12 protein-coding genes are annotated in these 14278 nt (G+C 59.3%); 7 read left to right on the forward strand and 5 right to left on the reverse strand.

Translation table 11 applies throughout. From position 1 onward, the window contains the following. Positions 1-22: 22 nt before the first annotated feature. Positions 23-646 (reverse strand): outer membrane lipoprotein periplasmic chaperone LolA, encoded by a 624-nt coding sequence (gene lolA, locus BMY68_RS23095; RefSeq protein WP_007929220.1) that lies wholly within the window; start codon positions 644-646, stop codon positions 23-25. A 65-nt stretch (positions 647-711) separates the two neighbouring features. Beyond that, positions 712-3120 (reverse strand): DNA translocase FtsK, encoded by a 2409-nt coding sequence (ftsK, locus tag BMY68_RS23100; RefSeq protein WP_009044578.1) that lies wholly within the window; start codon positions 3118-3120, stop codon positions 712-714. A 317-nt stretch (positions 3121-3437) separates the two neighbouring features. Here ftsK and trxB point away from each other — a divergent pair, with 317 nt between their 5' ends. From trxB to infA, 4 genes are all read left to right on the forward strand, one after another. Beyond that, positions 3438-4388 (forward strand): thioredoxin-disulfide reductase, encoded by a 951-nt coding sequence (gene trxB / locus BMY68_RS23105; protein ID WP_085534136.1) that lies wholly within the window; start codon positions 3438-3440, stop codon positions 4386-4388. A 71-nt stretch (positions 4389-4459) separates the two neighbouring features. After that, positions 4460-5140 (forward strand): leucyl/phenylalanyl-tRNA--protein transferase, encoded by a 681-nt coding sequence (gene aat, locus BMY68_RS23110; protein WP_085534134.1) that lies wholly within the window; start codon positions 4460-4462, stop codon positions 5138-5140. Positions 5141-5197: 57 nt separating this feature from the next. Beyond that, a complete protein-coding gene (locus tag BMY68_RS23115; RefSeq protein ID WP_007929216.1) occupies positions 5198-5905 on the forward strand; it encodes an arginyltransferase in 708 nt (235 codons plus the stop codon). 100 nt (positions 5906-6005) lie between these two features. After that, positions 6006-6224, forward strand: coding sequence for a translation initiation factor IF-1 (gene infA, locus BMY68_RS23120; protein WP_002553999.1), 219 nt, complete (start codon positions 6006-6008; stop codon positions 6222-6224). A gap of 121 nt (positions 6225-6345) precedes the next feature. Here the strand turns inward: infA and clpA are convergent, their stop codons facing one another. Together clpA and clpS are read right to left on the reverse strand one after the other, a co-directional pair. After that, a complete protein-coding gene (gene clpA / locus BMY68_RS23125) occupies positions 6346-8616 on the reverse strand; it encodes an ATP-dependent Clp protease ATP-binding subunit ClpA (RefSeq protein WP_007929214.1) in 2271 nt (756 codons plus the stop codon). A 29-nt stretch (positions 8617-8645) separates the two neighbouring features. Further along, positions 8646-9008 (reverse strand): ATP-dependent Clp protease adapter ClpS, encoded by a 363-nt coding sequence (gene clpS, locus BMY68_RS23130; RefSeq protein ID WP_009044582.1) that lies wholly within the window; start codon positions 9006-9008, stop codon positions 8646-8648. A gap of 226 nt (positions 9009-9234) precedes the next feature. On the opposite strand from clpS, the gene cspD reads away from it, so the two are divergent. Further along, a complete protein-coding gene (gene cspD, locus BMY68_RS23135) occupies positions 9235-9492 on the forward strand; it encodes a cold shock domain-containing protein CspD (RefSeq protein WP_009044583.1) in 258 nt (85 codons plus the stop codon). 90 nt (positions 9493-9582) lie between these two features. On the opposite strand, the gene icd is transcribed toward cspD, so the two are convergent. Then, positions 9583-10839 (reverse strand): NADP-dependent isocitrate dehydrogenase, encoded by a 1257-nt coding sequence (gene icd / locus BMY68_RS23140; RefSeq protein ID WP_007929208.1) that lies wholly within the window; start codon positions 10837-10839, stop codon positions 9583-9585. A gap of 505 nt (positions 10840-11344) precedes the next feature. On the opposite strand from icd, the gene BMY68_RS23150 reads away from it, so the two are divergent. Both BMY68_RS23150 and BMY68_RS23155 read left to right on the forward strand, forming a co-directional pair. Continuing rightward, positions 11345-13570: an NADP-dependent isocitrate dehydrogenase gene (locus tag BMY68_RS23150; protein WP_085534133.1), complete on the forward strand. Its 2226-nt coding sequence runs from the start codon at positions 11345-11347 to the stop codon at positions 13568-13570. A 210-nt stretch (positions 13571-13780) separates the two neighbouring features. Next, a complete protein-coding gene (locus BMY68_RS23155) occupies positions 13781-14227 on the forward strand; it encodes an NUDIX hydrolase (protein WP_062825332.1) in 447 nt (148 codons plus the stop codon). The last annotated feature ends 51 nt before the right edge of the window (positions 14228-14278 follow it).

The raw sequence follows: 14278 nt of genomic DNA on the forward strand, positions 1-14278 counted from the left end.
ATTGAAACCTCTTGGCGGCGACTTATTCTTGGATCACGTCGGCACCCTTGGGGATGTCGAACTTGAACTTGGAGGCGGCGATCGGCTCGTTGGCCTTGACCCCGGTGAACAGGATATTGGTGCGCTGGCCAACGCTGTCGATCAGTTGCATGTCATTCACCAGGCCATTGCGGAACGACAGGCGCAGGCTGTCGAACAGGGTGTCCTTGGTTTTCGGCTTGAGGATGAAGTCCACCACGCCACCGGCTTCCTTGGCGCTGATGTCGAAGCTTTCGCTGATTTTCGACACATCGCCCGACAACAACAAGGCTGGGGTCTGGGTCAGGCGCTGGTCCAGGGTCTTGATGGTGACCTGTTCCAGGTCCGGGTCCCACAGGGAAACCTTCTTGCCGTCGGAGACCATCAGTTGTTCCTGCGGCGCATCGGTGTGCCAGTAGAACAGGCCCGGGCGCTTCAGCGCCATGTCGCCAGCGGTTTCCTGCAACTGGGTGCCGCTGCCGTCGAGGGTCAGCTGCGAGAAACGCGCGGTCAGGGTCTGGGACTTTTCGAGCAACTGGGTCAGGCGCGCCACGTCTTTCTGATCGGCATGGGCCGACAGCGTCGTTAAAGCCAGTACCGGTACCAGCAACATGCGGATAAGACGCATGGGAGTCCTCATTAGATTCGTGGAAAAAACCGACGGCGCTGGGGCGCGCCGCCTGTGTCGGATCATTAGTCGCGCATCGGACCCGGCGCTATCACTTCGCGCGAGCCGTTGGTGTTCATGGCGGTCACCACACCGGCCATTTCCATGGCTTCGATCATGCGGGCCGCGCGGTTGTAGCCGATCTTGAGCTTGCGCTGAACCGCGGAGATCGATGCCCGGCGGCTCTCGAGGACGAACTGCACCGCTTCGTCGTACAGCGCGTCGGTCTCGGCGTCGTCACCGTCACCACCGCCGCTGCCGCCGTCGAAGCCGCTACCGGCTTCTTCGACACCGTTGAGGATGTCGTCGTTGTACTCCGGCGCGCCACGCAGTTTCCAGGCCTCCACCACACGGTGCACCTCATCGTCGGAGACGAAGGCGCCGTGGACGCGAATCGGCAGGCTGGTGCCCGGCGGCATGTAGAGCATGTCACCGTGACCCAGCAGTTGTTCAGCGCCGCCCTGGTCGATGATGGTCCGCGAGTCGATCTTGCTCGATACCTGGAACGCCATGCGGGTCGGGATGTTGGCCTTGATCAGGCCGGTGATCACGTCCACCGACGGACGCTGGGTCGCCAGGATCAGGTGGATCCCCGCGGCACGGGCTTTCTGGGCGATCCGCGCGATCAGTTCTTCGACCTTCTTGCCGACGATCATCATCATGTCGGCGAATTCGTCGACCACCACGACGATGGTCGGCAGCTTGGTCAGCAGCGGCGCTTCGTCGTGGATGCTTTCGCGGTTGTACAGTGGGTCGGTCAGCGGCGTACCGGCTTCGATCGCTTCTTTAACCTTGGCGTTGAAGCCCGACAGGTTACGCACGCCCATCTTCGCCATCAGCTTGTAGCGCCGCTCCATCTCGGCCACGCTCCAGCGCAGGGCGTTGGCGGCATCCTTCATGTCGGTCACCACCGGGCACAGCAGGTGCGGGATGCCTTCGTAGATCGACAGCTCGAGCATTTTCGGGTCGATCATGATCAGCTTGGCGTCTTCCGGGCCGGACTTGAACAGGATCGACAGGATCATCGCGTTCACACCCACCGACTTACCGGAACCGGTGGTACCGGCCACCAGCAGGTGAGGCATCTTGGCCAGGTCGGTGATGATCGGCTTGCCGCCGATATCGTGACCCAGGGCCAGGGTGACCGGGGATTTGAAGTTGTCGTATTCCGGGGTCGACAGCACTTCGGAGAAGCGCACGATCTGCCGGTCTTCGTTGGGAATCTCGATACCCACGGTGGTCTTGCCGGGAATCACTTCCACTACCCGCACGCTGGTCACCGCCAACGAACGCGCCAGGTCCTTGGCCAGGTTGGCGATACGGCTGACTTTCACACCGGCGGCCGGCTGGATTTCGTAACGGGTAATCACCGGGCCCGGATGGATCGAGTCCACCGACACTTCGACCCCAAACTCCTTGAGCTTGATTTCCAGCAGATGGCCGACGGCGGCCAGCGACTCGGGGGAGTAGTTGAGTTGTTTCTTTTCCGCCGGATCGAGAATAGAGATAGGCGGCAAGGTGCCTTCGACCGCGCTGTCGATGAACAGCGGGACCTGTTTCTCTTTCTGCACGCGCTTGCTGGGCTCGGGCGCTTTGACCGGGGCCGGGGCAATCACCGGCGGGACCTGTTTCTCACGGTCGGACATGTGCTTGCTCAGGGCCTGCTCGCGCTCGATCAGGCGCTCCTTGACCTTGGCCTGCTCACGTTTGTCGGTCACGGTCGGAGCGACCACTTCATCGACCCGGGCATCCACTTCGCGCAATTGGGCGACCAGTTGCTTGCGCTCGGTACGCGCAGCCCACCAGCGGTTGGCGGCGCCCTGGAACAGTTCGAACAGGTCGAGGGTGATCTTGCCGGTCACATCCATGACCTTGAACCAGGAAAGATCGGTAAAAACGGTCAGGCCGAACAGGAACAGCGCGATAAACATCAGGGTACTGCCCTGGATATTCAGCGCGTTCTTGGCCAGGTCGCCCAGGCTTTCACCCAGCGCCCCGCCTGCGCCAGCCGGCAGGCCGGTCGCCGCGTGGAAATGGATATGCGCCAACGCGGCACCGGACAGCACCAGGAACACCAGGCCGATCAAACGCCAGGAAAACAGCCAGCCGCTCCACTGCCACGGCTCATGGCGCTGACGGAAGATCTGGTAAGTCTTGATCGCCAATAACAACGGGAAGATATAGGCGAAGTAACCCAACACCATAAACAGGATATCGGCGCTGTAAGAGCCCGCAGGACCACCGAAGTTCTGTACATCTTCGATCTTGCTGTTATGACTCCAGCCCGGATCGTCCTTGCCATAGGTCAGCAATGCCATCATCAGGAACAGGCACAAGGCCCCAATCGCGATCAACGCACCTTCCTTGAGCCGGTAGTGCAATTGCTGGCGCCAGAGTGGGACTACTGTTTTAGGTGCTGCGGTGGATTTCTTCAAAACGCGTCTTTTCCTGCGCCATGGGCGCGTCCAACTGTTGATCGACTAAAAAATACTGCCCAATCCAGGCAGGTAAAAAAGTTGACGAGCGTAACTGGGGCTACTTTTAACATTCTGCCCACGCATTGCGAAACTGTAAGAGCTGCCGCGTGCAATGCCGATGTATTCCACATAGGGATACAAACCCGCATTGTACGGGTTTGTAAGCGCCGTGCCACGCTGCTCAATACTGGGTGTAGCATAATCAGGAACACTTTACGCAGTATTCAATTTGAGCATGCATTCTCTTTTGTGACAAAGGCTTATGAGGTGTTTTTATGACCGAAGCGAAGCATTCACGCCTGATCATTCTGGGCTCCGGCCCTGCCGGTTACAGCGCTGCCGTTTATGCCGCCCGCGCCAACCTCAAACCGACCGTCATCACCGGCCTGCAAGCGGGCGGTCAACTGACCACCACCGTCGAGGTCGACAATTGGCCTGGCGATGTCGAAGGCCTGACCGGCCCGGTGCTGATGGAGCGCATGCAAAAACACGCTGAGCGCTTCGACACCGAGATCGTCTACGACCACATCCATACCGCGGAGTTGCAGCAGCGACCCTTTATCCTCAAGGGCGACAGCGGCACCTACAGCTGCGATGCACTGATCATCGCCACGGGCGCATCGGCCCAGTACCTGGGCCTGCCCTCCGAAGAAACCTTCGCCGGCAAAGGTGTATCCGCCTGTGCTACCTGTGACGGCTTTTTCTATCGCAATCAGGTGGTTGCCGTGATCGGTGGCGGCAACACCGCCGTGGAGGAAGCCCTGTACCTCTCCAACATCGCCAAAGAGGTTCACCTGGTGCACCGGCGCGACAAGCTGCGCGCGGAGAAAATCCTCCAGGACAAGCTGTTCGACAAAGCCGCCAAGGGCAATATCCGCCTGCACTGGAACCAGAATCTCGATGAGGTGCTGGGTGATACCAGCGGCGTCACTGGCGCCCGACTGCGCGACAGCCTGACCGGAGAGACCCAGGAACTCGCGCTGGCCGGCGTATTCATTGCCATCGGTCACAAGCCCAATACGGATCTGTTCAAGGGCCAGCTGGAAATACGCGATGGCTATCTGCTGGTCAAGGGTGGCAGCGAAGGCGACGCCACGGCCACCGGCATCCCGGGCGTGTTCGCCGCGGGCGACGTGGCCGACCATGTGTACCGCCAGGCCGTCACTTCCGCGGGTGCGGGCTGCATGGCGGCCCTCGATGCAGAGAAATTCCTCGACGACAACTGACCTCCCGACCTACGCTTGCGGCGGGCCTTGCAGGCCCGCCACCGCCCTCCCCTTCCGCAAGTCTGAATGCCATGCTGACCTGGTTACAACGCAACACCTTCGACTTTCCCCCGCTGGAAAAGGCCCTGCGCGACCCCAACGGCTTGTTGGCCGCCGGCGGCGACCTGTCGGCCGACCGGCTGATCCAGGCCTATCGCCACGGCTGCTTTCCCTGGTTTTCCGAAGGCCAGCCCATCCTCTGGTGGTCACCCGACCCACGCACCGTGTTATTTCCAGACGAACTGCATGTATCCCGCAGCCTGGGCAAGCTGCTGCGCCAGCAACGCTACCAGGTCACCTTCGATCAGGATTTTGCCGCGGTCATCAGCGCCTGCGCGGCGCCACGCCCTTATGCCGACGGCACCTGGATCACCGAATCGATGCAGGATGCCTACCTTGAACTGCACAAGCGCGGTTATGCCCATTCGGTCGAAGTCTGGGATCAGGGTTTGCTGGTGGGCGGGCTGTATGGGCTAGCAATGGGCCAGCTGTTTTTCGGCGAATCGATGTTCAGTCGGGCCGACAATGCGTCGAAATTCGGCTTCGTCACGCTGGTCCAACATTTACGGACATGGGGCTTCGCCCTGATCGACTGCCAGATGCCCACCGACCACTTGCACAGCCTGGGCGCCCGCGCCATCCCCCGCCAGGAGTTCGCCGGCTATCTGCGGCGCCATCTGGACCAGCCCAGCCGCGCCATATGGGTTTCCTAGGCGGGTTTTGCCGGTGTGGCTTACACTTAATTCAAAGCTAATCCCGAGGGTTGATTCATGACCGAGTTGGCGCGTTTGAAGTTTTATGCCACTCAGCCCCACTCTTGCAGCTACCTGCCCGAAGAACAGGCGACCACGCTGTTCCTCGATCCTAGTCAGCCCATGGATGTGCATGTCTACGCAGATCTGTCGGAAATGGGCTTTCGCCGCAGTGGCGACCACCTGTACCGGCCGCATTGCCAAAACTGCAATGCCTGTGTTCCGGCACGCATTCCTGCCGCGCAGTTTGTACCCAATCGTCAGCAAAAACGCATTCTCAAACGCAATGCCGACCTGAAAGTCCAGCCTGTCAAACCAGGGTTCAGCGAAGAGTATTTCGACCTTTATCAGCGTTATATCGAGCAACGCCACGCCGATGGCGACATGTACCCACCCAGCCGCGATCAGTTCTCGACCTTTCTGGTTCGCGACCTGCCCTTCTCCAGGTTCTACGAGTTCCGCCTCGATGGGCGCCTGCTCGCCGTGGCCGTCACCGATCTGCTGCCCAATGGCCTTTCCGCGGTCTACACCTTCTACGAACCCGATGAAGAGCGCCGCAGCCTCGGTCGCTACGCCATTCTGTGGCAGATCGGCGAAGCCTTGCGCCTGGGCCTGGACGCGGTCTACCTCGGATACTGGATCAAGAACTGCAAAAAGATGAACTACAAGACCCAATATCGGCCCATTGAGCTGCTGATTAACCAGAGATGGGTCATCCTGAACTAGAAGCCCTTGGCTTGAACCCCACTTTTCGGGCACAATGCACGCCGCTTTTGCCTGGCGCAGTTGCACCGGGCCATTCATTGGACACCGAGGGCTTTACTGCATGTCGAAAGAAGACAGCTTCGAAATGGAAGGCACTGTCGTCGACACCCTGCCCAACACCATGTTTCGTGTGGAGTTGGAAAATGGGCACGTCGTAACCGCGCATATCTCCGGCAAGATGCGCAAGAACTACATTCGTATTCTTACCGGTGACAAAGTGCGCGTCGAACTGACGCCCTATGACTTGAGCAAAGGGCGCATCACTTACCGCGCTCGCTAAGCAAGTCAATACAAGACGCCCGGCCCATGCCGGGCGTTTTTGTTTGCCTGCGATTTACTCTGCCTACCTACAGAACAGATATAAAAAAGGCGCCTTGCGGCGCCTTTTTTATTGCGGCCGGTCAGGCCATTTCTGCGGTGGTCTCAAACTCGAAGGTCAGCTCGCCATCCTTGATGTCGATGTGTACCACACCGCCATGTTCGGCCAGTTCGCCAAAGAGTATCTCCTCCGCCAGCGGACGCTTGATCTTGTCCTGGATCAGGCGCGCCATCGGGCGAGCGCCCATGGTCACATCATAACCACCAGCCGCCAGCCAGCTGCGGGCCGCATCGGTGACTTCCAACTGAACGCGCTTGTCCTCCAGCTGCGCCTGCAGTTCGGTAAGGAACTTGTCCACCACGCTCTTGATAACCTCATGACTGAGGCGACCAAATTGGATAATGGTGTCCAGACGGTTACGGAATTCCGGCGTGAAGCTCTTCTTGATCACTTCCATGGCATCGGAAGAGTGATCCTGATGAGTGAACCCGATGGAAGCCCGCGCCGCGGTCTCGGCACCTGCGTTGGTGGTCATGATCACGATCACGTTGCGGAAATCCGCCTTGCGCCCGTTGTTATCGGTCAAGGTACCGTGGTCCATCACCTGCAGCAGCAGATTGAAGACTTCCGGGTGGGCCTTTTCGATTTCATCGAGCAGCAATACGCAGTGAGGCTGCTTGGTAATCGCTTCGGTCAGCAAACCGCCCTGGTCAAAACCGACATAACCCGGAGGCGCACCGATCAGACGCGATACGGTGTGACGCTCCATGTACTCGGACATGTCGAAACGCACCAGTTCGATACCCAGCGCCTTGGCCAACTGCCGCGCGGCTTCGGTCTTACCGACACCGGTAGGCCCGGCGAACAGGAACGAACCGACGGGTTTGTCCGGCGATTTCAGGCCGGCACGGGACAGCTTGATCGCGGTCGACAGCGAGTCGATCGCCGCATCCTGGCCGAACACCGTCAACTTCAGGTCGCGCTCGAGGTTACGCAGCAGCTCCTTGTCGGAACTGGTGACGTGTTTCGGTGGAATCCGCGCGATTTTCGCCACGATGTCCTCGACCTGAGCAACCTCTATGCGTTTTACGCGCTTGTCGACAGGCTGCAGACGCTGATAGGCGCCCGCCTCGTCGATCACGTCGATCGCCTTGTCGGGCATATGCCGGTCATTGATATAACGCGACGCCAGTTCGGCGGCGGCGCGCAATGCCTCATCGCTGTACTCGATGCTGTGGTGCAGCTCGAAACGCCCCTTGAGGCCGCGCAGAATGCCGATGGTGTCCTCTACCGAAGGCTCGGACACATCGACCTTCTGGAAACGGCGAGCCAAGGCCCGGTCCTTCTCGAAAATCCCACGGAACTCCTGGAAGGTGGTCGAACCGATGCAACGGATGTCACCCGAAGAAAGCAGCGGTTTGAGCAGGTTCGAGGCATCCATCACCCCACCGGACGCCGCACCGGCGCCAATGATGGTGTGAATCTCGTCGATGAACAGGATCGCCTGCGGACGTTTCTTCAACTCGCCCAGCAACGCCTTGAAGCGCTTCTCGAAATCACCGCGGTATTTGGTACCCGCCAACAACGCGCCGAGATCCAGGGAGTACACCACGCTACTGGCCAACAGGTCAGGCACCTGACTGTCGACGATGCGCTTGGCCAGACCTTCGGCGATGGCCGTTTTACCGACTCCGGCCTCGCCCACCAGCAGCGGGTTGTTCTTGCGCCGACGCGCAAGAATCTGCGCCACACGCTCGACTTCCTGCTCACGACCGACCAACGGGTCGATACGCCCCTGGCGCGCCAGCTCATTGAGATTGCTGGCATAAGCATCCAGCGGATTACCTGAAGAGGAAGACTCACCGCCTTCATCGTCCTGCATATCCTGCTCACCTTCGGAATGATCGCCATGCCCCGGCACCTTGGAGATGCCATGGGCGATGTAGTTGACGACATCGATGCGGGCAACGCTCTGCTGTTTCAGCAGGAACACCGCCTGACTCTCTTGCTCACTGAAGATTGCAACCAGCACATTGGCGCCGGTCACTTCGCGCTTGCCCGAGCTCTGCACATGGAAGACAGCACGTTGCAGCACACGCTGGAAGCCCAGGGTTGGCTGGGTTTCGCGATCCTCGTCGTGCACAGGAATCAACGGCGTGGTGGAGTCGATGAACTCCTGCAGGTCGTGCTTGAGTTTGTCGAGGTTTGCTCCGCAGGCACGCAAAACGGTGGCGGCGGCCTCATTATCCAAAAGAGCCAACAAGAGGTGCTCGACGGTCATGAACTCATGACGCTTCGAACGAGCCTCTTTGAAGGCGAGATTGAGGGTGACTTCGAGCTCGCGGTTTAACATAGCTTCACCTCATACCCAAGTGGTCGGCGTTAACCGTCCTTCTCGATTTCACAGAGTAGCGGATGCTGGCTTTCCCTGGCGTACTGGTTGACCTGCATGGCCTTGGTCTCGGCGATGTCGCGGGTAAACAATCCACATACTGCCCGTCCTTCTGTATGAACGGCCAGCATTACCTTGGTCGCCAGCTCGCGATTCAGGTTAAAAAACACCTCGAGCACTTCGACGACGAAATCCATCGGTGTGTAGTCATCATTGAACAAAACCACCTTGTACATCGGCGGAGCCTGCAACGTCGGCTTAGCTTCCTGTACAGCCAAGCCAGCGGAATCGTCGTCTTGGAAATCCGGGCGATCCTGATTGAATGTTAGTCGAATCTGGCTGATTGCATGCATGGAAAGAAAGGTTCGTTAGTTGAGCAAATACAGTGGTGGGGGCGCTCCAGGGGGATTTCAACTCCGACCGCCGGGTCACCTTGACTATCGGCAAAACGGTGTTACAACCAATAGAGCCCACATTGGGTAATAAAGGTCCGTACCGTCAATCCTATATTTTCGGATTCCGGTACGGATGAACTGGATGATACTCCAGTGATGGAGTCTGTTGCAGAGGGATATGAGCATGGCAAGCGGCAAGGTCAAGTGGTTCAACAACGCCAAGGGTTATGGCTTCATTAATGAGGAGGGTAAAAGCGATGACCTTTTCGCCCACTACTCGGCCATCGAGATGGAAGGCTACAAAACCTTGAAAGCCGGCCAGGCCGTGAGCTTTGAGATCACTCAAGGACCCAAGGGCCTGCACGCCGTGAAAATCCAATCCATCAAGACCCAGAACACCCCCGCCGCAGCCCCCTCCTACCAGGAAACGGCCCTGAGCTGAAAATCTTCAGCATCCAGTCATAAAAAACAGTCATAAAAAAACGGCCGGTTCAATTGATTGAACCGGCCGTTTCATTTGGAGCGTGTCAATTTACATGTGAGAGATCAGCGCATCGCCGAACGCCGAAGACGACAACAGCGTGGCGCCCTCCATCAGGCGCTCGAAGTCGTAGGTCACGGTCTTGGCACCAATGGCGCCGTTGGTGCCCTTGATGATCAGGTCGGCCGCTTCGGTCCAGCCCATGTGACGCAGCATCATTTCCGCGGACAGGATCAGCGAACCCGGGTTCACCTGGTCCTTGCCCGCGTACTTCGGCGCCGTACCGTGGGTCGCTTCGAACATGGCCACGGTGTCGGACAGGTTGGCGCCCGGAGCGATGCCGATCCCGCCCACTTCAGCCGCCAGCGCGTCGGACAGGTAGTCACCGTTCAGGTTAAGGGTCGCAATCACGTCATATTCGGCCGGACGCAGCAGGATCTGCTGGAGCATCGCATCGGCGATGGCGTCCTTGACGATCACGTTCTTGCCGGTTTTCGGGTTCTTGAACTGCATCCACGGGCCGCCATCGAGCAGCGTCGCGCCAAATTCTTCCGCCGCCACTTCATAGGCCCACTCTTTGAAGGCACCTTCGGTGAACTTCATGATGTTGCCTTTATGCACAATGGTCAGCGAATCGCGGTCGTTGTCGACCACATATTGCAGCGCTTTGCGCGCCAGGCGCTTGGTGCCCTGCAGGGAAACCGGCTTGACGCCGATACCGCAGTTTTCGTCGAAACGGATCTTGGTGACGCCCATTTCTTCTTTGAGGAACTTGATGACCTTGGTGGCTTCGGCGGAGCCGGCCTTCCATTCGATACCGGCGTAAATGTCTTCCGAGTTCTCACGGAAAATGGTCATGTCGACATCGCCAGGCTTCTTCACCGGGCTCGGCACGCCTTCGAACCAGCGCACCGGGCGCAGGCACACATACAGGTCAAGCTGCTGACGCAGGGCCACGTTCAGGGAACGGATACCGCCACCTACCGGAGTGGTCAGCGGACCCTTGATGGAAACCACGTAATCCTTGACTGCGTCCAGGGTTTCCTGAGGGAGCCAGGTGTCCTGGTCGTACACTTGAGTTGCTTTCTCGCCGGCATAGACTTCCATCCAGGAGATTTTGCGCTCGCCGCCGTAGGCCTTCTTAACAGCAGCATCGACAACCTTGATCATGACCGGGCTGATATCAACGCCAATACCATCGCCTTCGATGAAAGGGATAATCGGGTTGTTAGGAACATTGAGAGAATGGTCTGCGTTGACGGTGATTTTGTCGCCGACTGCTGGAACCTGAATCTTCTTGTATCCCATGCTGAACTCCGTTGTGTGGATTGAACATCTGGCTGCGTTCGAGCGTACCCCAGTTGAATCTGGACGGGAACCTCATGTTCCGCTCATCTGCCGTGAAGGCTGCGCAGTTCGTGGCCTACAAGCCTGAAAGCAAAGGGAAAAGCGCCAAACTTGAGCACTGCGGAGGACTCTACGCCGCCACCCCGCCTGCGACCTTTAGACCAATGGACGAGATCGGTTGCATATGAACCGTCGGCGTTTTGCCAGCTACCTATGTATAATGCCGCCGCTGACCACAGAGTCACGACGGCTGAGCGCTCTGCTACTGGAAAAAAGGAGCCGAGACTTTCCGCCCAAAGCCGGGTTGTTACCGCAACCCACCCGCTTGACGCTCGACTGATGCACCCAACATCACCGCGAAGAAACCTCGACATTCGGTTCACGGATGACTTTGAACGAACGCGCTTACCCGGCGCCCCCTCGAGTTTCTGCGCACGCTTTAGCAAAGAAGAGAGTTAATCCGAATATGCCCACCCGCTCGAAGATCATCTATACCTTCACCGACGAAGCCCCCGCCCTCGCCACCTACTCGCTGCTCCCTATCGTCGAAGCCTTCACCGCTTCCGCTGATATTGCCGTGGAAACCCGCGACATCTCTCTCGCAGGGCGTATTCTTGCCAGCTTCCCGGAGCTGCTGGGCGACAAAGCCGTACCGGACCACCTGGCCGAGCTGGGCGACCTGGCCGTAACGCCTGAAGCCAACATCATCAAGCTGCCGAACATCAGTGCTTCGGCACCGCAGCTTCAGGCCGCGATCAAAGAGCTGCAAGCCAAGGGCTATGCCCTGCCGGACTACCCGGAAACCGTGACCAGCGACGCCGACAAAGACGCCAAGGCGCGCTACGACAAGGTCAAGGGCAGCGCCGTGAACCCGGTCCTGCGTGAAGGCAACTCCGACCGCCGCGCTCCGCTGTCGGTCAAGAACTACGCGCGCAAGCACCCGCACAAAATGGGCGCCTGGGCCAAAGACTCCAAGTCCCACGTTGCTCACATGAGCCAGGGCGATTTCTACGGCAGCGAAAAAGCCGCCCTGATCGACGCCCAGGACACCGTGAAGATCGAGCTGATCGCTCAAGACGGTAGCGCTACCGTCCTGAAGGAAAAAACCGCCGTACAAGCCGGCGAGATCCTCGATTGCGCAGTCATGAGCAAAAAGGCCCTGCGGGCTTTCGTTGCCGCCGAGATCGAAGACGCCAAGAAGCAAGGCGTACTGCTGTCGGTGCACCTGAAAGCCACCATGATGAAGGTTTCCGACCCGATCATGTTCGGCCAGATCGTTGCCGAGTTCTATCAGGACGCCCTGAGCAAGCACGCTGATGTGCTGAGCCAGATCGGCTTCAACCTGAACAACGGCATCGGCGACCTGTACGCCCGCATCAAGGCCCTGCCCGCGGAGCAGCAAGCGCAGATCGAAGCCGACATCCAGGCCGTCTACGCCGTGCGCCCTGCCCTGGCCATGGTCAACTCCGACAAAGGCATCACCAACCTGCACGTGCCGAGCGACGTGATCGTCGACGCCTCGATGCCAGCCATGATCCGTGACTCCGGCAAGATGTGGGGCACCGACGGCCAGTTGCACGACACCAAGGCACTGATCCCGGATCGCTGCTACGCCACCATCTACCAGGCCGTGATCGAAGACTGCAAGGCCAACGGCGCCTTCGACCCGACCACCATGGGCAGCGTGCCGAACGTTGGCCTGATGGCGAAGAAAGCCGAAGAGTACGGCTCCCACGACAAGACCTTCCAGATCAAGGCTGACGGCGTCGTTCGCGTCACCGACAGCAAGGGCAACCTGCTGCTGGAACAGACCGTCGAAGCCGGCGACATCTTCCGCATGTGCCAAACCAAGGACGCGCCGATCCAGGATTGGGTCAAACTGGCCGTCAACCGCGCTCGCGCCAGCAGCACGCCAGCGATTTTCTGGCTGGACCCGATGCGCGCCCACGACGGCGTGATGATCGAGAAGGTCCAGGCTTACCTGAAGGATCACGACACCGCCGGCCTGGACATCCGCGTGATGTCGCCAGTCGATGCCATGAAGTTCACCCTGGCCCGCACCCGCGAAGGCAAGGACACCATCTCCGTCACCGGCAACGTGCTGCGCGACTACCTGACCGACCTGTTCCCGATCATGGAACTGGGCACCAGCGCCAAGATGCTGTCGATCGTGCCGCTGATGAACGGTGGCGGCCTGTTCGAAACCGGCGCCGGCGGTTCGGCTCCGAAGCACGTACAACAGCTGCTGGAAGAAAACTTCCTGCGCTGGGATTCCCTGGGTGAGTTCCTGGCCTTGGCCGCTTCCCTGGAGCACCTGGGCAACACTTACAACAACCCGAAAGCGCTGGTACTGGCCAAGACCCTCGACCAGGCAACCGGTCAGTTCCTGGACAACAATAAGTCGCCATCGCGCAAAGTCGGCAACATCGACAACCGCGGCAGCCACTTCTACCTGGCGCTGTACTGGGCCCAGGCCCTGGCCACCCAGACTGAAGATACCGCCCTGCAAGCGCAGTTCAGCACCCTGGCCAAGACCCTGACCGAGAACGAAGCGACCATCGTCGCCGAACTCAACGGCGTTCAAGGCAAGCCAGTGGATATCGGCGGCTACTACAGCGCCAATCCTGAGCTGGTGAGCAAGGCCATGCGCCCAAGCGCCACCCTCAACGCGGCTATCGCTGCGCTGGTTTAACCAACACCGCTGTCATACAAACCCCGGCCAGGTGCCGGGGTTTGTGCTTTTTTGGACAACACCTTCCCTGTAGGAGCGAAGCTTGCTCGCGATGAAAGCAGCGCGTTTCGCCTGACTCACCGCAGCGCCCCTATCGCGAGCAAGCTTCGCTCCTACAGGACTGGCGTTCGCCTTATGATGACCACCCACTCAAGACGGAGCTTTATATATATGGAATGGCAACCCCACATCACCGTCGCCACCATCGTTGAGGATCAGGGGCGCTTTCTGTTCGTCGAGGAATTCCAGGGCGAGCAGGTGGTGTTCAACCAGCCCGCTGGGCACCTGGACCCGGACGAAAGCCTGCTCCAGGCGGCCATTCGTGAAACCCTGGAAGAAACCGGCTGGGACATCGAGCTGACCGGCGTGGTTGGCATCTACCTGTACACCGCCCCCAGCAATGGCGTGACCTACCAACGCGTCTGCTTTGCCGGCAAACCGCTCAGGCACCACCCTGACTATCAATTGGACGACGGCATCATCGGCCCGCGCTGGCTGAGCCGCGACGAACTGCTGGCCTTGCGCCCGCAATGGCGCAGCGAGCTGATTATCCGCTGTGTCGACGACTATCTGGCCGGGCAACTGCACAGCCTCGAGCTGATCCGTCCGTCGCTTTAACCGCAGTTTTAGCCTTGCAGGCCTCAGCCTGTTAGAATCGCGTCCTTTTTC

Source organism: Pseudomonas sp. NFACC41-3 (assembly GCF_900109505.1).
Lineage (GTDB): Bacteria > Pseudomonadota > Gammaproteobacteria > Pseudomonadales > Pseudomonadaceae > Aquipseudomonas > Aquipseudomonas chlororaphis.

Excerpts from the sequence above, each read along its gene's own strand:
- icd (WP_007929208.1), bottom strand. The coding sequence starts at position 10,839 with ATGGGATACAAGAAGATTCAGGTTCCAGCAGTCGGCGACAAAATCACC.
- cspD (WP_009044583.1), top strand. The coding sequence starts at position 9,235 with ATGGCAAGCGGCAAGGTCAAGTGGTTCAACAACGCCAAGGGTTATGGC.
- clpS (WP_009044582.1), bottom strand. The coding sequence starts at position 9,008 with ATGCATGCAATCAGCCAGATTCGACTAACATTCAATCAGGATCGCCCG.
- infA (WP_002553999.1), top strand. The coding sequence starts at position 6,006 with ATGTCGAAAGAAGACAGCTTCGAAATGGAAGGCACTGTCGTCGACACC.
- clpA (WP_007929214.1), bottom strand. The coding sequence starts at position 8,616 with ATGTTAAACCGCGAGCTCGAAGTCACCCTCAATCTCGCCTTCAAAGAG.
- aat (WP_085534134.1), top strand. The coding sequence starts at position 4,460 with ATGCTGACCTGGTTACAACGCAACACCTTCGACTTTCCCCCGCTGGAA.
- trxB (WP_085534136.1), top strand. The coding sequence starts at position 3,438 with ATGACCGAAGCGAAGCATTCACGCCTGATCATTCTGGGCTCCGGCCCT.
- BMY68_RS23150 (WP_085534133.1), top strand. The coding sequence starts at position 11,345 with ATGCCCACCCGCTCGAAGATCATCTATACCTTCACCGACGAAGCCCCC.
- BMY68_RS23115 (WP_007929216.1), top strand. The coding sequence starts at position 5,198 with ATGACCGAGTTGGCGCGTTTGAAGTTTTATGCCACTCAGCCCCACTCT.
- lolA (WP_007929220.1), bottom strand. The coding sequence starts at position 646 with ATGCGTCTTATCCGCATGTTGCTGGTACCGGTACTGGCTTTAACGACG.
- BMY68_RS23155 (WP_062825332.1), top strand. The coding sequence starts at position 13,781 with ATGGAATGGCAACCCCACATCACCGTCGCCACCATCGTTGAGGATCAG.